This window comes from Paenimyroides aestuarii, from assembly GCF_024628805.1.
Taxonomy (GTDB): Bacteria; Bacteroidota; Bacteroidia; order Flavobacteriales; family Flavobacteriaceae; genus Flavobacterium; species Flavobacterium aestuarii_A.
This window is the reverse complement of sequence record NZ_CP102382.1, coordinates 2,894,533-2,914,745: the sequence shown is the minus strand read 5'-3', so window position 1 is coordinate 2,914,745 and position 20,213 is coordinate 2,894,533. Positions and strand designations below refer to the sequence as shown.

The window sequence follows — 20,213 nt, the reverse complement described above, 5'->3', positions numbered from 1 at the left end:
TAGGAGTTTTTCTTTTTACAATCAGTCGTTCAGCAATTTACTTTTTTTAAACGGAATACCTTTTCTGATTAAGTATGCATGATAGCTGCTTGGAATATCATTTTGCCATTTTGGTAAAATGAAAATGATGAGAATGACATCTGCTTGCGAGATAATTCCCCATATAATAGTAAGATTTAGCAACCAACCTGTATGCTGAAAAGCGAGTATCGCCACAAAAGTTGCAAATAATAACAATCCCCAAATCTTCGATAAAAAAGCATGCGTACATGTTTCTTTGCCAAATTTTATGAAGCTGGTGGCATAACACATTGCTTCCATTACAAAAAGAGAAATAATTCCAGATTTGTGTGTTGTGAAAATCTCGGGTTGCAGAATATAGCAACTATATGCAATGGATAACCAAAATAGTAAATCTACTTGGCTGTCTATTCGGCGTAATTTAACAGTTGATATATTTAGTTTTCGTGCGATGATTCCATCAAAAATATCTGATAAAAGTCCTAAAAACATCAATACAACTAGCAACAATTGCGCTTCATTGCCCAATTTATAGGCAAGTACCAAAATTAGAGGTGCTAAAAGAAACCGAAAAACTATTAATAAATGCGGAATTTTCATTTGATTATAGTTTTATTTCTTTGCCAATTTATCATGGCATTTCTGTACAAATTTTTGCTTTTCGCCCCTTAATTCTTCCGCTTTTTCATCTAAATCAGAAGCCTTTATATTTTCCAATTCTGAGTAGGTATAAAAATTATATTGCATGTTTTCCTTCAAATGATCTAAATGGAATTGGTATTCGTCTAGCAAATAATTGATTTCTTCCTTCAATTCTTTTTTAAACTCTTTCGCAACTTTCAATTCATCAAAAATTTGGTCAATCGCTTCTTCTGTTTCCAAAAAGCTGTAGGGCGTATAAATAGGGGCAAGTGATTTAAAATCAATGCTTTTTTGCAAGGATGCTAACGTTTTTATCGATTCAAAATCAAAATTAGTATATTCTTTTAGGATTGATTCATTTTCAATGATATGATTGATAAATTGCGCATACAATGTTTCGGTAGTTGTGTTAAAATCTTTCAGATCATAAAAATGATGCAACAGCACCAAAGCATCGTTGTAAAAACCAACTACATCATCTTCAATGATTTCTGCCGTGTAATTTTGTATGAATTCTGAAACAAAATCGTTGATATAAGTCGAGTTATTTTCCATAAAAAAAATATTTTGGTAAAGATATTGTTAATATATTTATCTTTAGATATTCTCTTACAAAATTAGTTATGAAAACAGTTTACGAAATAGATTTGCATGAAAGCACGGTGGTAAAAACCATCATACCCGAATACGAAAACAGATTGAAACAAATTATTTATTATCGGGTTACACGTGTTGCTGGTGGTTGGTTGTACAAAAAAATAGGGGTTGATTTTCCGGAAGTTTTTGTGCCTTATACCGATGAATTTAAAAGCAGGAAAGAAACAAACGATTTATAGAAAAAAGAGATGGTGTTTAATACCATCTCTTTTTATTTTTTTTAGAAGCATCCGATTTTCGAGATTTAGAGCTGTTAGCTGGCTTCTTTTTGTTTGTATTTGCAGTGTTTGTTTTTTTGTTGCGAAAATCTTTTTTGGCATTTGGGTTGGCTTCGCGCCACGGAAAAGGATTGTCTTTAACCACTTTTACCTGCAAACGAATTAATTTTTCAATATCGTGCCAATAGTTTTTTTCATCGCGACCAACAAATGATAGAGCCAAACCTTCTTCGCCCGCACGGCCTGTTCTTCCAATTCGGTGTACATAAATTTCGGGTATATTTGGAATATCATAATTGATCACAAACGGCAATTGCTGAATGTCAATTCCACGCGAAGCCACATCGGTAGCCACTAAAACATCTATTTGTTTGTTTTTAAAATCTTCCAAAATCTGCAATCGGGCAGCTTGGGATTTATCGCCGTGAATGGCATTGGCTTTGTATCCCTCTTTTTGTAAAAAATCAACCACATTATCGGCGCCTTGTTTGGTGCGTGTAAACAGCAGAACATTTTTTAAATGTTGCGTTTCAAGAACGTGTTTTAAAAGTTTCTTTTTATCTTCTTTTTCAACCAAATAGGTTTTTTGCGTGATATTGTCGCCTGCACTTGAATCGCGATCCACCGAAACATAAACCGCATTGCTTAGAAATTCATCGGCTAATTCGCGAACACCCATTGGCATAGTGGCCGAAAACATGAGCGTTTGGCGGTTTGGCGGCGTTAGTTTTATAATTTTTCGCACATCGTTTATAAAACCCATATCCAGCATTAAATCGGCTTCGTCAATAACCAATTGGTGCATAGCGTCGGTTTTAATAAAATTTTGTTTGTAGAGGTCAAGAAACCTGCCTGGTGTGGCAACCAACACATCCACGCCTTCTTTAAGAGCGTTAATTTGGGGCTGCATGTTTACACCGCCATAAATCACATACGTTTTAATTTGAGTGTATTTACTCAATGCTTCAAAATTTTCTGCAATTTGTATGGCTAATTCGCGAGTGGGCGATAGAACAATAGTGCGGATTTGTTTGCGCTTTTTGCCCGAGCCCACAATTCTATGAATATGATTGATGATAGGTATGGCAAAAGCAGCCGTTTTTCCGGTTCCGGTTTGCGCACAACCCACCAAATCTTTTCCATCAATTAACACCGGAATGGCTTTTTCTTGGATAGGAGTGGCGGTGGTGTATCCTAAATCGGTAATAGCTTCGGCAATATTGTTATTCAGTGGAAATTCTGTAAAATTCATATCAAAAAATTTAAACAAAATTACGTTTTTAATTTCGTACTTTTATGATTTTCTATATCTTCCTAACAAAATTTCAGATTTATGAAACAAACAATACTTGCTTTAAGCGTATTATTTTCTTTAAATAGTTGGTCGCAAACAACACCCAAAGTTGATTTTACCACAGCAAATGCTTCCATTCGGTTTGATATTGCCGAACACATGGTTATTGGCGATGTAACCTATCAATTTACAGTAAACGAAGCTACCGATACCATTAAAATCGATGCAAAAAACATGATGATTCAAGGTATGAAACTAAATGGGCAAACGCCTAAATATCAATATGATAAAAAGAAAATTGCTTTAACAAAAGGATATACTGTTGGTGAAAATACGCTTACAATTAGTTACAAAACCAATCCTAAACAAGCCTTATATTATGTGGGTTCTGGAACCGATTTACAAATATGGACACAAGGTCAGGGAAAATATACCAGCCATTGGCTGCCAAGTTTCGATGATTACAACGAAAAAGTGATTTTTAATACAAAAGTAACCTTCGAAACAGGTTATGATGTGATCAGTAATGGTGTTTTAGACGGAAAAACCGTTAGTGGAAAACAAACCACATGGAGCTATAAAATGAATCATCCAATGAGTTCGTATTTAATGATGATGGCGATTGGAAAATTTGATAAAAAAACGGAAAAAGCAGCATCGGGCATTACCATTGAGAATTATATTCGACCGGTAGATGCCTCAAAATACGCAACCACTTATCAGCACACCAAAAAGATGTTCGATTTCTTAGAAAAACAAACAAGTTTTTCTTATCCATGGCAAATTTACCGAAACATTCCGGTGCAAGATTTTATGTACGGGGGAATGGAAAACACTACATCAACCATCTTTAACAGCGATTATGTGGTGGATAATATTGGAGTGAACGATCGCGATTTTGTGAATGTAAATGCACACGAAATGGCGCATCAGTGGTTTGGAAATGTAGTTACCGCAAAAACCAATCAAGACCATTGGCTGCAAGAAGGATTTGCTACCTATTATGCACTTTTAGCGGAACGCGAGTTGTATGGAGTGGATGATTTTTATTGGAATCTATACGAAATGGCAGAATTGATTGCTAAAGATGCCAAAGAAAATAAAAACACGGCGGTTTATAGTGAAAAAGCTACCACTACCACTTACTACCAAAAAGGGGCGTGGATGTTGTTCTACTTATCCAGCCAGATTGGCGAAGCAAATTTTAATACGGTTGTTAAAAATTATTTGCACAAATATGCTTTTAAAAACGCATCAACACAAGATTTTTTGAATGAAGTAGTGGCAGTTGCACCCAATTTTAATCTGGATAATTACAAACGAAATTGGTTGGAAAACAAAGAATTCAACACAAAAGAAGCTTTATTTTTAATTCAGAATTCTCCGAAGGTGAAATCGTATTTTGAAGTTTTGGCATTGCAAGAAAAAGGGTTTGAAGTAAAAAAAGAACAATTGCTGAAATTACTGAAAGATCCCAATACCTTTACCAATGTAAAACGCGAGATTGTTTTTCAATTGCACGGAGTTCCGTATAATGATGCAAAAGAATTCTATCAAACCATAATGGCATCCAACGATTTAAAAGTTCGACAAGCATTGGCACAAATTATTAGCGAAATTCCAGCAGAATTTTTAGACGATTACACCAAATTATTAAACGATGAATCTTATATAACTCGTGAAATTGTTTTAAAAAATTTATGGTTACAAAACCAAGCCGGCAGGGCTGAATTATTAGACAAAACGGCCACATGGAAAGGTTTTAACGATTATAATTTACGCATTACCTGGCTTATGTTTGCACTAGCAACCGAAAATTACAAAAATGATAAAAAAGCTCATTGGTATTCAGAATTGGAAAATTTTGCTTACAATAAATACAACAGCAATATTCGCACAAACGCTATAAATGCCTTGTGGTATTTGAATCAGTACGACAGTAACACGTTGCCGCATTTAGTAAACGCATTGGTACATCACAACAGTCGTTTTCAAAAATTTGGTAAAGATGCCATTGTTCGCTTGTGTGAAAAGAAAGAGTTTAAAGACCACTTTATAAAACTGATTCCATATTTGCCACAGGACGAACACGAGGCGCTAAAAAAATTAATGGATAGTTTGTAGCTATTTTAAGATTTAATCAACTACAATTTAAGTAATTGACGGATGTAATAAATAAAAAACGGAGCTTCTATGTAGGCACCGTTTTTTGTAATAATATGAGCAGTAATTTGATAAAAAGCGGTAGTTAAAACAACTGCTCTGCGCATAAATTGAATATCTCTTAAAAATCCAATTAAAAACGATATATTTGCATCGTTTTAAAAATTGATATAAATAGCACAATTATATGAAAGCAGGTATTGTAGGATTACCAAATGTGGGAAAATCAACATTGTTCAACTGTTTGTCTAATGCAAAAGCACAAAGTGCAAACTTTCCCTTTTGTACCATTGAACCCAATATTGGGGTGGTAAATGTACCCGATCCTCGAATTAATAAATTAGAAGAATTGGTAAAACCAGAACGCGTGCAAATGGCAACTGTAGATATTGTTGATATCGCCGGTTTGGTAAAAGGTGCAAGTAAAGGCGAAGGTTTAGGAAACCAATTCTTAGGAAATATCCGAGAGTGTAATGCGATTATTCATGTGTTGCGTTGTTTTGATAATGATAATATAGTACATGTTGATGGCAGTGTAGATCCCATTCGCGATAAAGAAACCATAGATATTGAATTGCAGCTGAAAGATTTAGAAACAGTTGAAAAACGTTTAGAAAAAACTAAAAAAGCTGCCAAAACAGGTAATAAAGATGCACAAGCAGAAACGGCTTTGTTAGAACGTATTCGTGAAGCATTGTTACAGGCAAAATCGGCAAGAACAATTGTTCCGCAAAATCAAGACGAAGAAGCTTTGTTAAATGATTTTCAATTAATCACCTCTAAACCTGTGCTTTATGTGTGCAATGTAAACGAAGAAGCAGCTGTAAATGGCAATCAATATGTTGAAAAGGTAAAAGAGTTGGTAAAAGATGAAAATGCAGAAGTAATTGTTTTATCAGTTGGTGCCGAGGCAGATATTACAGAATTAGAAAGCTATGAAGAGCGTCAGATTTTCTTAGAAGACATGGGATTAACAGAACCAGGTTCAGCAGTATTGATTCGTGCAGCTTACAAATTATTGAATTTGCAAACCTATTTTACCGCAGGTGTGAAAGAAGTACGTGCATGGACTATTAAAGTTGGTGATACCGCTCCAAAGGCAGCAGGTGTTATTCATACCGATTTTGAAAAAGGATTTATTCGTGCCGAAGTAATTGCTTATGATGATTATGTTGCTTACGGTTCAGAAGCAAAAGTAAAAGAAGCCGGAAAACTACGTGTTGAAGGTAAAGAATATATCGTGAAAGACGGCGATGTGATGCATTTCCGTTTTAATGTATAATACGATTTAAAGCCGAATGAAAATTCGGCTTTTTATTTGGTATTTTGCATTGATAATTTTATAAATCGTTTTTAGCTTTTTCCTCCATTTTGAAATTTTAAATATGTACAACCGGTTTAATTTTTTTAAGAACACATTTGCCGTATTTAAAAAGACTGATCAGCCAAAAGATTATTCCAAACCGCACTTTATCAGTAAACACGGTAGTTGTTATTTTTTTACAAATGAAGGCGTTTTTCGCTATTCGAACCATTGGGGTAGAGTAGGGAACTGCCGCTGGCGCTTGGAATATATCGACCATAAGCAGCAAACCAATTATTGGGGGTTTTGTGTTTGGAACCAGTTTTACAGCAATGAAGATGCGCAACCTTTGTATTTTATAGAAGAAGTGTCGCCCAATCAATATACTTACAATCATAAAAGCAATTCCAATACTCAAAGCGCTGTTTATAGATCAGCCAGCGAAACCGCAAAAATTTTAAAAAAAATCAATGAAATAAACCAAAATGATGCTTGGGCAAAGCATCTATCATACAACAACTATCAAGATTTAAAAGCATATTTCATTAATCAACTCATCACCACGCCAAAATCTTTTATGAAAATAAAACAAGAATACATACAAGCAAACAAATAGTGTATATCGTAATCAATTTATTTGTATCTTGTGGTATAAAACATTATACATTTGAAAACACTAAAAAAAATTGTGGCATATTTACTGTTGATTATTGGTTTTTTTGTGATTTATCTGGCATTGGCTACTGCCGTATCTTACATTCCTGTAAATAAAGACCAATCGCAGTACAAAGATCAAAACCTATCGGTTTATATTGTAACAAATGGCGTACACACTGACATAGTTGTACCTTATTTCAATGAAGTGTACGATTGGCGCAGCTACTTGGATCCTTCACTAACACCTGGCAAAAGAACTTCTGCGCAATGGGTGGGTTTTGGATGGGGCGATAAAGGTTTTTATCTGCAAACCCCCGAATGGAAAGATTTAAAAGCATCGGTAGCCTTTAAAGCGGCCTTTTGGTTGAGTGAATCGGCAATGCATGTAACCTATCACGATCAAATGATTGCTGACCAAGATTGTATTGAAATTAAATTAAACAAAGAACAATACAAGCAATTGTGCGCATTTATTTTAAACCGATTTGATCAGGACAACGACAAACTGCAACTGATTGCAACCGATCAAAACTATGGGCAAAACGATGTTTTTTATGAAGCAAAAGGCAGATACAATTTGTTCTATACCTGCAACACTTGGGCAAACAACGCTTTAAAGTCGGCAGGTTTAAAAGCTTCCTTCTTCACCCTTTGGGACACGGGTATTTTTTATCAATACAAGCAATAACTAAAAGATAAGCTGTAGCCCATAAATTCCGCTGTTTTTTCTGAATGAATTATTTGTTTTTTGCAAAAAAAGCACTACATTTAGTATGCTATAAAACATCATATAAACAACTACTCATTAATTTTTATTAAAAAATCGTATGAAAGTAGTTGAATGGAAAAGATATCCGCAATACCAGCCTGAAGAATCGGGTTTGTATCTTGCAAATTGGAAACTAAACAATATTTATTGCATCATTTTATCATTTTTTGACAACAACACCAAAAAATGGTATGATGGAACTGATCGCGAAAAAATAATTGATGCAATAAATGCGTTCAATCCATACAAAATACTTCCTTTCGCCTAACACACTGTTCAATAAATTGCTATAAATACACAAAAAACAAATGATGATAAAAGATAAATTTAAAGGAATATTTAATCTACTAAAAGTTTCTGTAAACGAATTTTTAGAAGATAATTGTATCAAATTTAGTGCTTCGCTTTCCTATTTTACCATTTTTTCAATACCTCCTTTAGCGATATTAATCATCACTTCGGCTGGATATTTCTTTGGTGAAGAAGCTGTTCGCGGAGAGTTTTTCAGTCAAATCGAAAGTTTAGTGGGTGCCAAAGCAGCCTTTCAAATTCAAGAAGCCATAAAAAACATCAAACTATCTACCAATTTGAATGTTACGGCAATAGTGGGAGCCGTTACTTTGTTGTTTTCGGCGTCGGGTATTTTTGCTGAAATTCAAAGTTCCATCAATGAAATTTGGGAACTAAAACCTAAACCCAAAAAGGGAATTATACGGTTTGTTGTGAACCGACTGCTGTCTTTTTCAATGATTGGTGCCTTAGGATTTGTGCTATTGGTGAGTTTAATTGCCAATTCGGTAATCGATTATATGTATGATCAATTAAGCAGTTTGTTTAATAGCGACACAGTTTTTCTGGCATCAGCCATTAATACCACTTTCGTAGCAGTTATCATCACCATAATTTTTGGATTCATATTTAAAACATTGCCCGATGGCAAATTAGGCTGGAAGGAAACATTTGTAGGGTCTGCATTTACCGCTGTTTTATTTATGGTTGGAAAATGGGCGATAGGTTTATATTTAGGAAATTCCGCACAATTGGATTTATACGGAGCAGCAGGCTCGGTTTTAGTGATATTAGTTTGGGTATATTATTCAGCAATTATCTTATATTTTGGAGCTGTTTTCACTAAAAATTACTCAGAGATTTATGGCAAACCCATTCAGCCCAATAAATATTCTGTTCGAATTATTTATAAAGAAGAGGAAGTGTTGTTTGCAAAAACCGATGATGAAATCAATAAAAAATTAGAATCGTCTCAAAAATAAAACAGCAATAATAGACAATATTGTACAATTCCAAGCGAAGCACACTAAGAGGTGCTTGTTCATTTATGCCTTATTTTCTCAAGATTTTTTCCATAGCTCTGCCTTTTGCCAACTCATCAATCAGTTTGTCTAAATACCGAACTTGCTTTATGATAGGGTCTTCAATATCTTCAATACGATAGCCACAAATCACACCCGTTATTTTCGTTGCATTTGCATGAAGTTCGGGTGCATTGTTGAAAAAATCTTCAAAATTCACCTTGCTTTCTAGCACCTTCTGAAGCGCGGTTTCATCATAACCAGTAAGCCAAAAGATAATTGTATCAACTTCAGCCTTTGTTTTTCCTTTCTTTTCAGCTTTTGCAATATAATGTGGATATACCGATGCAAAAGACATTTTATAAACGCGTTCAGCAGTACTTTTCATAGATTCTCTAATCAATTTTATGAATTACACCAACCATTTGAAACAATCAGGTATCATCCTTCTGCATTTTTTAGGATAGTGTGTTTTACAAATGTACAATTAGTTTTAAAAAGAGATGATTGATAGTGTTGAAGATTAACGAAATAAATATTTGAATTTTCATTTTTTTTAATTTTTAACAATTATTATATTTACAGTATCAATAAAAAACACCACTTGTCATGCATAATCAAAACCCAGAACAAATAGCTCGTGATGAAATAGACAAGCAGTTAATTGCTTGCGGTTGGGTGATACAAAATAAGTCGCAAATTAATTTAGCGGCTACTATTGGTGTTGCGGTACGTGAGTATCAGACTAATGTTGGTCCAGCTGATTATGTCTTATTTGTAAATCAAATTCCTGTTGGAGTTATTGAAGCCAAACGTTCTGAATTAGGGCAATCGTTGTCGATGGTGGAGGAGCAGGGAGAAGATTATGCGAATGCCAAACTCAAATATTTAGATAATCAACCTTTACCATTCGTTTATATCAGTACGGGCGACATTACTAAGTTTACCAATTACAAAGATCCAAAACCGAGAGCTAGAGAAGTATTTACGTTTCACCGACCTGAAACTTTAGGATTGTGGTTGAAAAATGAAAAAAGTCTAAGAACTGGTTTATTGGATATTCCTGAATTGCCTACTGACCGTTTGCGTGATTGTCAAATTGATACGATTACCAATCTTGAAAAATCATTTAAGGATTTCAAGCCGAAGTCATTAGTACAAATGGCAACAGGTTCAGGGAAAACCTTTACTGCGATTACCTTTATTTATCGCTTACTGAAATTTGCTAAGGCAAAACGTGTTCTGTTTTTAGTGGATACCAAAAACTTAGGGGAACAAGCCGAACAAGAATTCATGGCGTATTTACCGAATGATTCTAACAGTAAGTTTACCGAATTATATCCTGTAACTCGATTAAAAAGCAGTTTCATTCCACAAGATAATCAGGTGTATATTAGTACGATTCAGCGTATGTATTCGATTTTAAAAGGTACGGAATTAGAAGAAAGTGCCGAAGAATTGAATCCGTATGAGTTTGTACCTAGTAAAGAGCCTGTGCCAGTAGTGTACAATGAAAAAATACCGATTGAGTTTTTCGATTTCATCGTAATTGACGAATGTCACCGCAGTATTTACAATTTGTGGCGACAAGTGTTGGATTACTTTGATGCGTTTCAAGTGGGCTTAACCGCTACGCCTGATAACCGTACGTTTATGTATTTCAATCAGAATGTAGTATCGGATTATGGCTATGAAAAAGCGGTGGTAGATGGTGTTTTGGTGCCGTATAATGTATTTACTATTGAAACTAAAATATCCAAAGAAGGTGCTGCTATTGGTGTAGGCGAGCAAGTAGACAAACGCGAACGCTTAACCCGTAAAAAGTTTTGGGAAACCGTAGATGAAGATATTAGTTACTCGAGCAAACAATTGGATAAAGACATTGTGAATCCTAGTACCATTCGAAGTATTGTTAAAGCCGTTCGTGATAATTTGCCGAATATGTTTCCCGACCGTTTTGACGAACATGGCAATTTCGAAGTACCCAAAATGCTAATTTTTGCCAAAAGCGACAGTCATGCCGAAGATATTATTGACATTGTTCGAGAGGAATTTGGCGAAGAAAATAAGTTTTGTAAAAAGATTACCTATCAATCTACCGAAGACCCCAAAAGCATTTTGAGTCAGTTTCGAAACGAATACTATCCTCGTGTAGCGGTTACGGTAGATATGATTGCAACAGGAACCGACATCAGACCGCTGGAAGTATTGTTGTTTATGCGTGATGTGAAGAGTAAAAGTTACTACGAACAAATGAAAGGTCGTGGTACGCGAACTTGTACGTTAGAAGAATTACGCAAAACAGGAACGCCAACTGCAAAATACAACAAAGACCATTTTGTGATTATTGATGCCATTGGAGTTGAAAAATCACAAAAAACCGATAGCCGACCTTTAGAAAAAGCCCCTGGTGTGGCGTTAAAAGATGTGTTGGGAAATATTGCCATGGGCAACCGCTCGGAAGAAATGTTAACGACTTTAGCCAATCGTTTGATTCGTTTAGACCGCCAAATTAACCCGAAAGAAAAAGAAAAATTTGCCGAGTTAGCCAATGGTTTAGAGATTAAGCAAGTGGTACAAAAGTTATTGCAAGCGTACGACCCAGATGTAATTCAGAATTTAGAATTTAGAATTCAGAATGATTTAAAAGGACAAGCGCCAGCCGTTATAGAACAAGCCATTGAAACGGAGCACCGTGCTATTATAGAACAAGCCGTTGCGGTGTTGCATAATCCTGATTTACGCAATTACATTATAGACGTACGCAAAAAATACGACCAAATAATTGATACCCTCAATATAGACGAAGTAACCAATATGGGTTGGGTAAAAGACGTTACCGAGCAAGCGCAAAGCATCGTAACCGCTTTTGAAACTTGGGTAGCCAATAACCAAGACGAAGCCTTAGCCTTGCAAATCTTTTATGGTGAACCGTACCGAAGAAGGGAATTGACCTATAAAATGATACGCGATTTGTATGAGAAATTGGTTTTGGAACAACCTACCTTGAACGCACCTAAACTTTGGGATGCTTATGCGGAATTGGAAGACAACCAAATCAATGACAAGAACAATGGCAATAACAAGAACAAAAATAGAACTGAGAAACCCAAACAAGATTTGGTACTGTTGGTTTCTGTGATTCGTAAAGCCTTACAAATAGACGAGTATTTAACGGCCTATGACAAAACGGTAGATAGAAACTTTCAAGAGTGGATATTTAAGAAAAATGCAGGGCAACACAATACCTTTACCGAAGAGCAAATGCAATGGTTGCGCATGATTAAAGACTATATTGCCAACTCCTTTCATTTAGACACCGAAGATTTTGAACTGAACCCGTTTAACGCATACGGTGGTTTAGGTAAGTTTTACCAGTTGTTTGGTAACCAGTATATGGAAATTATAGAAGAATTAAACGAAGTATTAGCGGCTTAAAATTTGTATTTTTGTAAAAACTTTAAAACCTACAATGTTCGAAAATAAATTAGAAATAGGAAACGGAATATTTACTACGCAAGAAATTGCTCAAATTCTTCAATTACCTTACAGTAAAGTAAGAACTTGGATAACCAAATATTGGGATGGAGAATTAGGGAAATTTTACGAAAAGAATTACTCTTGGTCTATTGAAAACACAAAGGCTGTGGGATTTCATACATTAATTGAGTTTTATGTAATGATGCAGTTTGCAGAAGCGGGAGTTAAAACAAAAGAAGTTTTAAAAGCGCATAAAGAACTTTCGGATATGTATAAAACAAATTTTCCATTTGCAAAAGAAGAAGTTTTAAGAAATATTAAAACAGATAAACTAAAAGTTTATTTAAAGCAAAATGGAGATACCATTTCATTAGATGGAACTAAACAATTAAACTTAGATTTAATTTCAATGTTTTTCCATAATCTTGATTTTGGAAAAGATAATTTAGCTTCAAGATTTTGGCCACTTGGAAAGAAACGTAGCGTAGTTTGTGACCCTCATCACAAATTTGGACAACCAACAATTTACGGTACAAACATTCAATCTGAAGCGATTTACAGAATGTATAAAGCTAAAGAACCAATTCGTTTTATAGCTTCTATTTACGAAGTCTCTGAAAAAGCAGTTAAAGATGCGATAGAGTTTCACAAAAAAGCTGCATAATGAGGAAATATAAAGTTTACATAGATGAAAATATGCCATCTCAGTTAGCTAGAGGGCTAAACGAATTGCAACAACCTCAAAATGCAAAAGATGGTTTTGAAATAGAAGTTTTATCTATCAAAGAAGTTTTTGGACAAGGTGCACTTGATGAAGATTGGATTCCTAAACTTGGTGAGGAAAAAGGGATTGTCATCACACAAGATTTTAACATACAAAATACTAAACATCAAAGAGAATTATATCAGCAAGCAGGAGTAGGAATATTTTTCTTAAAAACACCTTCAAAGAGTGGTTTTCAATATTGGGATTTTGTAAAGAAAATGATTGGAGAGTGGGAGTCTATTAAAAAAATAATAAAAAAGGAAAATGTTCCTTTTGCTTACAGAGGATCTTCAAATAAACCATTTGAAAAAATGGAATTTTAAATATGGTTAAAAACAACTGGCAAATAAAAAAGTTAAGGGATATTGGTAAAATTATATCTGGAGGAACTCCTTCAACAAGTATTTCAGAATATTGGAATGGAGATATAAATTGGATTTCACCTTCAGACTTAACGGGGTATGTTGAAAAGAAAATTAAGAAAGGAAAAAAGTCAATAACAGAAGAAGGTTTGAAAAAATCTTCTGCCAAATTAATGCCTAAAGGTTCTATTTTATTTTCTTCACGTGCACCTATCGGTTATGTTGTAATTGCAGATACTGAATTATGTACTAATCAAGGATTTAAGAGTATAATTCCAAATGAAAATTTAAGTAGTGACTATATATATTATTTTTTAAAAGCTTCTAAACAAAAAGCTGAAAGTATTGCAAGTGGTACTACATTTAAAGAAATTTCATTAAAAGTATTTTCTGAAATTGAAATCCCCGTTCCCCCACTTGAAACCCAACATGCCATCGTTTCCAAAATAGAAGAACTTTTTAGCGAGTTAGACCAAGGCATAGCCGATTTAAAAACCGCACAAGAACAATTAAAAGTGTACCGCCAAAGTGTTTTAAAACACGCTTTTGAAGGAAAACTAACCAATAAAAATGTAAAAGAGGGTGAGTTGCCTGAGGGGTGGGAAAAATTAAAAATTGGTGATTTCGCAAAAGTTAAAGGAGGTAAAAGATTACCTAAAGGACATTTTTATTCTGAAGAACAAACTCAGTATCCTTATATAAGAGTCACGGATTTTTGCAATCAAACTGTCAATAAATATAAGTTAAAGTATTTACATCCTGAAACACAATTTGCAATTAAAAATTACACGATTTCGAAAAATGATGTATATATATCAATTGCAGGTACAATAGGCGTTGTTGGAACTATTCCTGAACAATTAGATGGAGCAAATTTGACTGAAAATGCAGCAAAAATCACAGAATTTAATAAAGTTTATAATAAGTTTTTATCTCTATTTTTATCAAGCATAGAAGCTCAAATACAAATTAAAAGCAAGACCAAAATAACTACCCAACCAAAGTTATCACTATATAGAATTCTTGATATTGATGTTCCTATTCCATCATTAGAAGAACAACACGTTATCGTTCAAGAAATCGAAAGTCGTTTAAGTGTTGCCGATAAAATGGAGGAAAGTATTCAAGAGAGTTTACAAAAAGCAGAAGCGTTAAGGCAAAGTATATTGAAAAAGGCGTTTAGTGGGCAACTGCTTTAAAAAGCAGCTGTACAAAACAGGTCGAGCCTACGGCTCTAATACGTCAGGTTGTTTGTTATCGACTGGACTGAAGTCCATCCTTATAAAATGGGTTGAGCCGCTGGCTCTAACACGACACAAAAAATCCCGTAGGGATGACACATGTTGTAGAATGGATTTCAATCCGTTGCAAAAGAAATGTTGATAAAAAATCCCGTAGGGATGATCTATTTGTAAAAAAATATCGATATAAAATCCCTTAGGGATGATCTATATTGTAACAATTGATTTCAATCCGTTGTAAAAAAATCCCGTAGGGATGACACATGTTGTAGGAATGGATTTCAATCCGTTGCAAAAGAAATGTTGATAAAAAATCCCGTAGGGATGATCTATATTGTAACAATGGATTTCAATCCGTTGTAAAAAAATCCCGTAGGGATGACACATGTTGTAGGAATGGATTTCAATCCGTTGCAAAAGAAATGTTGATAAAAAATCCCGTAGGGATGATCTATATTGTAACAATGGATTTCAATCCGTTGTAAAAAAATCCCGTAGGGATGACACATGTTGTAGGAATGGATTTCAATCCGTTGTAAAAAAATATCGATAAAAAATCCCGTAAGGATGACACATATTTTAACAATGGATTTCAATCCGTTGTAAAAAAATCCCGTAGGGATGACACATGTTGTAACAATGGATTTCAATCCGTTGTAAAAAAATATCGATAAAAAATCCCGTAAGGATGACACATATTGTAACAATGGATTTCAATCCGATGTAAAAAAATCCCGTAGGGATGAAACATGTAATAATAAAACAAACATATGGCAAACACCTATCATCAAGTTTATATTCAGGCAGTCTTTGCAGTGAAATATAGAGAAGCGGTTCTTCATAATGAATGGAGAAAAGATGTCTTTGCGGTTATTGGTAATCTTATTAATGAAACTGGATGCAAAACCATAATTGTTAATGGTGTTGAAGATCATGTGCATTGCTTTTTTGGATTAAAACCAACGGTATCTATATCTGAATTAATGAAAACGGTTAAAGCAAAATCTTCAAAGTTTATTAATGATAATCGTTTTTTAATAAATCGATTTGAATGGCAAGAAGGATATGGTGCATTTTCATATAGTCATTCTCAAATTAACAATGTTTATAACTACGTAAAGAATCAAGAATCACATCACAAAAAAGAAAATTTTAAAGAAGAGTATCTAAATTTTTTAGAAAAATTTAATATCCCATTTGATGAACGTTATATCTTTGAGGATTTAAAATAATCTAAATCATTGGTGTTAGCACCTGAAAAAAATCCCTTACGGATATTAAAAATTTAACAAAAATCATATGTAAAACAAATATGAGCAACGCAAATTCCACAATAGTAAGCAAAGTATGGGCCTTTTGTCAAACCCTGAGAGATGATGGGGTAGGTTATGGCGATTACCTAGAGCAATTAACGTATTTACTGTTTTTAAAAATGGCACACGAGTACAGTTTGCCACCGCATAATCGTAACTTAAATATTCCAACCAATTTAAACTGGGAAAGTCTTTTGTACAAAAGCGGAGAAGAATTAGAAGTGCATTATACGAAAATGCTGCGTGAGTTGGGGCAAAGCAAAGGTATTTTAGGGCAAATTTTTACTAAAAGTCAAAATAAAATACAAGACCCAGCCAAGCTTTTCAAACTCATCAAAATGATAGATGCTGAAAACTGGGTCATGATGGGCGTAAAAGACAAAGGCGACATTTACGAAGGCTTGTTAGAGAAAAACGCAGAAGATACCAAAAGTGGTGCAGGGCAGTACTTTACCCCTAGACCATTAATCAAAGCGATGGTCACGTGTTTGAATCCGCAACCTATGAAAACCATAGGCGATCCTGCTTGTGGTACAGGAGGTTTCTTTTTAGCGGCTTACGACCATTTAACCGAGCAAAACTTAGACAAAGAGCAAAAGCAGTTTTTAAAATACCACACGTTCAGAGGTAACGAAATTGTGGCTAGTACGCGTCGATTGGCGTTAATGAACTTGTTTTTACACAACATAGGTGATATTGATTCGGATAATTTTATTTCGCCAAACGATTCCCTTGTAGCCGATAATGGCGACCGCTTTGATTATATCTTAGCCAATCCGCCTTTCGGTAAAAAAAGTAGCATGACCATTACCAACGAAGCAGGCGAACAAGAAAAAGACGATTTAACCTATAACCGTCAGGATTTCTGGGTTACTACCAGTAACAAGCAATTAAACTTCGTACAACACATTAAAACCCAATTAAAAGAAAATGGTAAAGCGGCAGTTGTCTTACCTGATAATGTATTGTTTGAAGGTGGTGCTGGGGAATCGGTTCGTAAAAAGTTATTAGAAACCACTAATTTACATACCATTTTACGTTTACCAACGGGTATTTTCTATGCCAATGGTGTAAAAGCGAATGTATTGTTCTTTGATGGTAAACCCGCTAGTAAAGAAGTTTGGACAAAAGAGATTTGGGTGTACGATTACAGAACCAATATTCATCATACCTTAAAGAAAAACCCATTAAAATATAGCGACTTACAAGAGTTCCTTGATTTGTATTTAGATGGTAATACGGCTAAAAGAAAAGAAACGTATTCAGAAACCAATCCAGAAGGCAGATGGCGTAAATTTTCTTACGATGAAGTCATTGCTAGAGACAAAACGAGTTTAGACATAACGTGGTTGAAAGACAAATCTCTAGCCGATTTAGACAACTTACCTGACCCTGATGAATTAGCAGAAGAAATTGTAGAAAACATCGAAGCAGGTTTGGAGAGTTTTAGAGCGATTATTGCGAGTTTGAAAAGTTAAAAATAGAGACTTCCGTTGATATGGAAGTTTTTTTATTTTTCAAATACTGGTATCAAGAACCCAGCTATTCTTTCCTCTCTCAACAAAAAAAAACACCAAACTGACTTTTATCATATTTTAAGAAATACGCCCAGCCTACCTTTGAACAAAGATTTTAGGTATGGGCGTAATTTATATTTTAATATGCATCAGCATATTTGTTGCAGCCGTTTTTCTGACCCTCTTCATTAAATCAGTTAAAAGCGGACAATTCGATGATCAATACACACCATCTGTAAGGATGTTGTTTGACGATGAATTGAAATCAAAAAAAGAAAATAAATCACAAAAACAATCAAATTAATTCGTATTTATGGAAGTACAACAATTTTATTATGACAACAAAATTGTTAAAAAATTCCTCTACGCTGCCATTCTTTTCGGAGTTGTAGGTATGCTGGTAGGTTTGCTTTTGGCAGTTATGTTTATCTTTCCGAATATTACCGATAATATTCCTTGGTTAAGTTTTGGTAGAATACGTCCGTTGCACACCAATGCTGTAATTTTTGCCTTTGTAGGAAACACCATTTTTGGTGGAGTGTATTATTCGCTGCAACGATTACTAAAAACCCGGATGTATAGCGATGTTTTAAGTAATATCAACTTTTGGGGATGGCAATTAATTATTGTAGCTGCGGCAATTACGTTGCCATTAGGATATACTTCTTCTAAAGAATATGCCGAGCTTGAATGGCCAATTGATATTGCAATAGCAATCGTGTGGGTGGTTTTTGGTATTAATATGATTATGACCATTTTAAACCGAAGAGAGCGCCATTTATATGTAGCTATTTGGTTCTATTTGGCAACTTTTGTTACCGTGGCCGTGTTGCATATTTTTAATAATTTAGAGATGCCTGTGAATATGTTAAAATCATATTCGGTATATGCAGGTGTGCAAGATGCGCTGGTGCAATGGTGGTATGGGCACAACGCAGTGGCGTTTTTCTTAACCACTCCTTTTTTAGGATTGATGTATTACTACTTGCCTAAAATTGCCAACCGCCCGGTATATTCGTACCGACTATCGATTATTCACTTTTGGTCGCTCATTTTCTTATATATTTGGGCAGGTCCTCACCATTTGCTATATACTGCTTTGCCAGAATGGGCACAAAATTTAGGTGTAGTATTCTCTGTAATGCTTATTGCGCCGTCATGGGGTGGTATGATCAACGGTTTGCTAACACTTCGTGGTGCTTGGGATAAGGTGCGAACAGAGCCTGTTTTAAAATTCTTTGTAGTGGCAATTACAGGTTATGGTATGGCTACTTTTGAAGGGCCTATGCTTTCTCTTAAAAACGTAAATGCAATTGCCCATTTCACCGATTGGATTATTGCCCACGTACACGTTGGGGCATTGGCTTGGAACGGATTTATGGCTTTTGCAATCATTTATTGGTTGTTGCCAAGAATTGCCAAAACACAATTATACTCTAAAAAATTGGCGAATTTCCATTTTTGGATTGGCACCTTAGGAATCATTTTATATACCATTCCGTTGTATGTGGCAGGCTTTAGCCAACACATGATGTGGAAACAATTCAACCCAGACGGCACCTTAAAATATGGTAACTTTTTAGAAACCGTTACCGCAATTATGCCTATGTATGCAATGCGCGCAATTGGAGGAACTTTATATGTTATTGGTATTTTGGTATTGGTGTATAATGTTTACAAAACAATGACTGCTGCTGCAAAAGTAGAAGATGAATTGGCCGAAGCACCTGCATTGGCTCGCATTGCTCCAAATCGTATAAAAGGGGAACGCTTCCATGCTTGGTTAGAACGCAAACCTATACAGTTAACCATTTTGGCAACTGTGGCGATATTGATTGGTGGAATCATTCAAATTGTACCTACTTTGGTAGTAGATTCAAACATCCAAACAATCGCAAGTGTAAAACCATATACTCCATTAGAATTAGAAGGTCGTGATTTATACATACGCGAAGGCTGTGTGAGCTGTCACTCGCAAATGGTTCGTCCGTTTAGAAGTGAGGTGGAACGCTATGGCGAATATTCAAAATCGGGCGAATATGTTTATGACTATCCTTTTTTATGGGGATCAAAACGCACCGGACCAGATTTGCATCGCTTAGGTGCCAAATATTCAGACAACTGGCATTTTAATCACATGTATGATCCGCAAAGCACTTCGCCAGGGTCTATCATGCCAACTTATAAATGGTTGTTCCAAAACAAACAGATGAATATTTCTGAAATCGAAACCAAAATGCGTGTGCTGCAAAAATTAGGAGTGCCTTATACCGATCAGGAAATTGAAAATGCAAAAGCATCTATGAAAGTACAAGCTGAAAAGATCGAAGAAAATCTGAAAAACGATCCCGATTTTGTGAAATCATACGAAGCTAGTAAAAAAGCAGCTTTGGCAAATGGAGAACAGTTTGTACCAATGAGCGAACGAGAAATCACCGCATTAATAGCTTATTTACAACGTTTAGGAACTGATATTAAGGTAAAAGAACAAAAATAAATC

General features: G+C 34.9%; 19 protein-coding genes. 15 read left to right on the top strand and 4 right to left on the bottom strand.

From position 1 onward, the window contains the following. Positions 1-21: 21 nt before the first annotated feature. Together NPX36_RS14070 and NPX36_RS14065 are read right to left on the bottom strand one after the other, a co-directional pair. Entirely contained in the window at positions 22-621 is a 600-nt protein-coding gene (locus NPX36_RS14070; RefSeq protein ID WP_257499358.1) for a CDP-alcohol phosphatidyltransferase family protein, read from the bottom strand. Between the two features lie 12 nt (positions 622-633). Next, on the bottom strand, positions 634-1,218 hold the full coding sequence (locus NPX36_RS14065; RefSeq protein WP_257499357.1) for a hypothetical protein: 585 nt from the start codon (positions 1,216-1,218) through the stop codon (positions 634-636). A gap of 68 nt (positions 1,219-1,286) precedes the next feature. Between NPX36_RS14065 and NPX36_RS14060 the strand changes: the two genes are divergently transcribed. Continuing rightward, the gene (locus NPX36_RS14060) at positions 1,287-1,499 is read left to right on the top strand and encodes a hypothetical protein (RefSeq protein ID WP_257499356.1); all 213 of its coding nucleotides are present in this window, start codon (positions 1,287-1,289) and stop codon (positions 1,497-1,499) included. A 16-nt stretch (positions 1,500-1,515) separates the two neighbouring features. On the opposite strand, the gene NPX36_RS14055 is transcribed toward NPX36_RS14060, so the two are convergent. Continuing rightward, positions 1,516-2,790, bottom strand: coding sequence for a DEAD/DEAH box helicase (locus NPX36_RS14055; protein ID WP_257499355.1), 1,275 nt, complete (start codon positions 2,788-2,790; stop codon positions 1,516-1,518). Positions 2,791-2,871: 81 nt separating this feature from the next. On the opposite strand from NPX36_RS14055, the gene NPX36_RS14050 reads away from it, so the two are divergent. From NPX36_RS14050 to NPX36_RS14025, 6 genes are all read left to right on the top strand, one after another. Continuing rightward, positions 2,872-4,956 carry a M1 family metallopeptidase gene (locus NPX36_RS14050; protein WP_257499354.1) on the top strand — a complete coding sequence of 695 codons (2,085 nt, stop codon included), beginning with the start codon at positions 2,872-2,874 and terminating at the stop codon, positions 4,954-4,956. A 226-nt stretch (positions 4,957-5,182) separates the two neighbouring features. Then, positions 5,183-6,277 (top strand): redox-regulated ATPase YchF, encoded by a 1,095-nt coding sequence (gene ychF / locus NPX36_RS14045; RefSeq protein WP_257499353.1) that lies wholly within the window; start codon positions 5,183-5,185, stop codon positions 6,275-6,277. Positions 6,278-6,380: 103 nt separating this feature from the next. Continuing rightward, on the top strand, positions 6,381-6,914 hold the full coding sequence (locus NPX36_RS14040; protein ID WP_257499352.1) for a hypothetical protein: 534 nt from the start codon (positions 6,381-6,383) through the stop codon (positions 6,912-6,914). Between the two features lie 51 nt (positions 6,915-6,965). Continuing rightward, positions 6,966-7,643: a TIGR02117 family protein gene (locus tag NPX36_RS14035; protein WP_257499351.1), complete on the top strand. Its 678-nt coding sequence runs from the start codon at positions 6,966-6,968 to the stop codon at positions 7,641-7,643. Between the two features lie 139 nt (positions 7,644-7,782). Next, a complete protein-coding gene (locus NPX36_RS14030) occupies positions 7,783-7,992 on the top strand; it encodes a hypothetical protein (protein WP_257499350.1) in 210 nt (69 codons plus the stop codon). 40 nt (positions 7,993-8,032) lie between these two features. Further along, positions 8,033-8,995: a YihY/virulence factor BrkB family protein gene (locus NPX36_RS14025; RefSeq protein WP_397376453.1), complete on the top strand. Its 963-nt coding sequence runs from the start codon at positions 8,033-8,035 to the stop codon at positions 8,993-8,995. 70 nt (positions 8,996-9,065) lie between these two features. On the opposite strand, the gene NPX36_RS14020 is transcribed toward NPX36_RS14025, so the two are convergent. Further along, positions 9,066-9,422, bottom strand: coding sequence for a DUF2200 domain-containing protein (locus NPX36_RS14020; RefSeq protein WP_257499349.1), 357 nt, complete (start codon positions 9,420-9,422; stop codon positions 9,066-9,068). Positions 9,423-9,643: 221 nt separating this feature from the next. On the opposite strand from NPX36_RS14020, the gene NPX36_RS14015 reads away from it, so the two are divergent. From NPX36_RS14015 to ccoN, 8 genes are all read left to right on the top strand, one after another. Continuing rightward, entirely contained in the window at positions 9,644-12,472 is a 2,829-nt protein-coding gene (locus tag NPX36_RS14015; RefSeq protein WP_257499348.1) for a type I restriction endonuclease subunit R, read from the top strand. 34 nt (positions 12,473-12,506) lie between these two features. Then, complete coding sequence (locus NPX36_RS14010; RefSeq protein WP_257499347.1) at positions 12,507-13,178, top strand: DUF433 domain-containing protein; 672 nt, start codon at positions 12,507-12,509, stop codon at positions 13,176-13,178. Next, entirely contained in the window at positions 13,178-13,603 is a 426-nt protein-coding gene (locus tag NPX36_RS14005; RefSeq protein ID WP_257499346.1) for a PIN-like domain-containing protein, read from the top strand. Before NPX36_RS14010 ends, NPX36_RS14005 begins: the two co-directional genes overlap by 1 nt. A 2-nt stretch (positions 13,604-13,605) precedes the next feature. Further along, entirely contained in the window at positions 13,606-14,841 is a 1,236-nt protein-coding gene (locus NPX36_RS14000) for a restriction endonuclease subunit S (protein WP_257499345.1), read from the top strand. 812 nt (positions 14,842-15,653) lie between these two features. Continuing rightward, complete coding sequence (gene tnpA / locus NPX36_RS13995; RefSeq protein ID WP_257499344.1) at positions 15,654-16,115, top strand: IS200/IS605 family transposase; 462 nt, start codon at positions 15,654-15,656, stop codon at positions 16,113-16,115. A gap of 80 nt (positions 16,116-16,195) precedes the next feature. Then, a complete protein-coding gene (locus tag NPX36_RS13990; protein ID WP_257499343.1) occupies positions 16,196-17,674 on the top strand; it encodes a class I SAM-dependent DNA methyltransferase in 1,479 nt (492 codons plus the stop codon). A 160-nt stretch (positions 17,675-17,834) separates the two neighbouring features. After that, positions 17,835-18,017, top strand: a complete 183-nt coding sequence (gene ccoS / locus NPX36_RS13985; RefSeq protein ID WP_257499342.1) for a cbb3-type cytochrome oxidase assembly protein CcoS — start codon at positions 17,835-17,837, stop codon at positions 18,015-18,017. Between the two features lie 9 nt (positions 18,018-18,026). Continuing rightward, on the top strand, positions 18,027-20,210 hold the full coding sequence (gene ccoN / locus NPX36_RS13980; protein ID WP_257499341.1) for a cytochrome-c oxidase, cbb3-type subunit I: 2,184 nt from the start codon (positions 18,027-18,029) through the stop codon (positions 20,208-20,210). Positions 20,211-20,213 lie beyond the last annotated feature (3 nt).

Coding starts and splice junctions, on each gene's coding strand:
- NPX36_RS14020 (WP_257499349.1), bottom strand. CDS start 9,422: ATGAAAAGTACTGCTGAACGCGTTTATAAAATGTCTTTTGCATCGGTA.
- tnpA (WP_257499344.1), top strand. CDS start 15,654: ATGGCAAACACCTATCATCAAGTTTATATTCAGGCAGTCTTTGCAGTG.
- NPX36_RS14030 (WP_257499350.1), top strand. CDS start 7,783: ATGAAAGTAGTTGAATGGAAAAGATATCCGCAATACCAGCCTGAAGAA.
- NPX36_RS14010 (WP_257499347.1), top strand. CDS start 12,507: ATGTTCGAAAATAAATTAGAAATAGGAAACGGAATATTTACTACGCAA.
- ccoS (WP_257499342.1), top strand. CDS start 17,835: ATGGGCGTAATTTATATTTTAATATGCATCAGCATATTTGTTGCAGCC.
- NPX36_RS13990 (WP_257499343.1), top strand. CDS start 16,196: ATGAGCAACGCAAATTCCACAATAGTAAGCAAAGTATGGGCCTTTTGT.
- NPX36_RS14060 (WP_257499356.1), top strand. CDS start 1,287: ATGAAAACAGTTTACGAAATAGATTTGCATGAAAGCACGGTGGTAAAA.
- ccoN (WP_257499341.1), top strand. CDS start 18,027: ATGGAAGTACAACAATTTTATTATGACAACAAAATTGTTAAAAAATTC.
- NPX36_RS14050 (WP_257499354.1), top strand. CDS start 2,872: ATGAAACAAACAATACTTGCTTTAAGCGTATTATTTTCTTTAAATAGT.
- NPX36_RS14005 (WP_257499346.1), top strand. CDS start 13,178: ATGAGGAAATATAAAGTTTACATAGATGAAAATATGCCATCTCAGTTA.
- ychF (WP_257499353.1), top strand. CDS start 5,183: ATGAAAGCAGGTATTGTAGGATTACCAAATGTGGGAAAATCAACATTG.
- NPX36_RS14040 (WP_257499352.1), top strand. CDS start 6,381: ATGTACAACCGGTTTAATTTTTTTAAGAACACATTTGCCGTATTTAAA.
- NPX36_RS14065 (WP_257499357.1), bottom strand. CDS start 1,218: ATGGAAAATAACTCGACTTATATCAACGATTTTGTTTCAGAATTCATA.
- NPX36_RS14015 (WP_257499348.1), top strand. CDS start 9,644: ATGCATAATCAAAACCCAGAACAAATAGCTCGTGATGAAATAGACAAG.
- NPX36_RS14025 (WP_397376453.1), top strand. CDS start 8,033: ATGATGATAAAAGATAAATTTAAAGGAATATTTAATCTACTAAAAGTT.
- NPX36_RS14055 (WP_257499355.1), bottom strand. CDS start 2,790: ATGAATTTTACAGAATTTCCACTGAATAACAATATTGCCGAAGCTATT.
- NPX36_RS14000 (WP_257499345.1), top strand. CDS start 13,606: ATGGTTAAAAACAACTGGCAAATAAAAAAGTTAAGGGATATTGGTAAA.
- NPX36_RS14070 (WP_257499358.1), bottom strand. CDS start 621: ATGAAAATTCCGCATTTATTAATAGTTTTTCGGTTTCTTTTAGCACCT.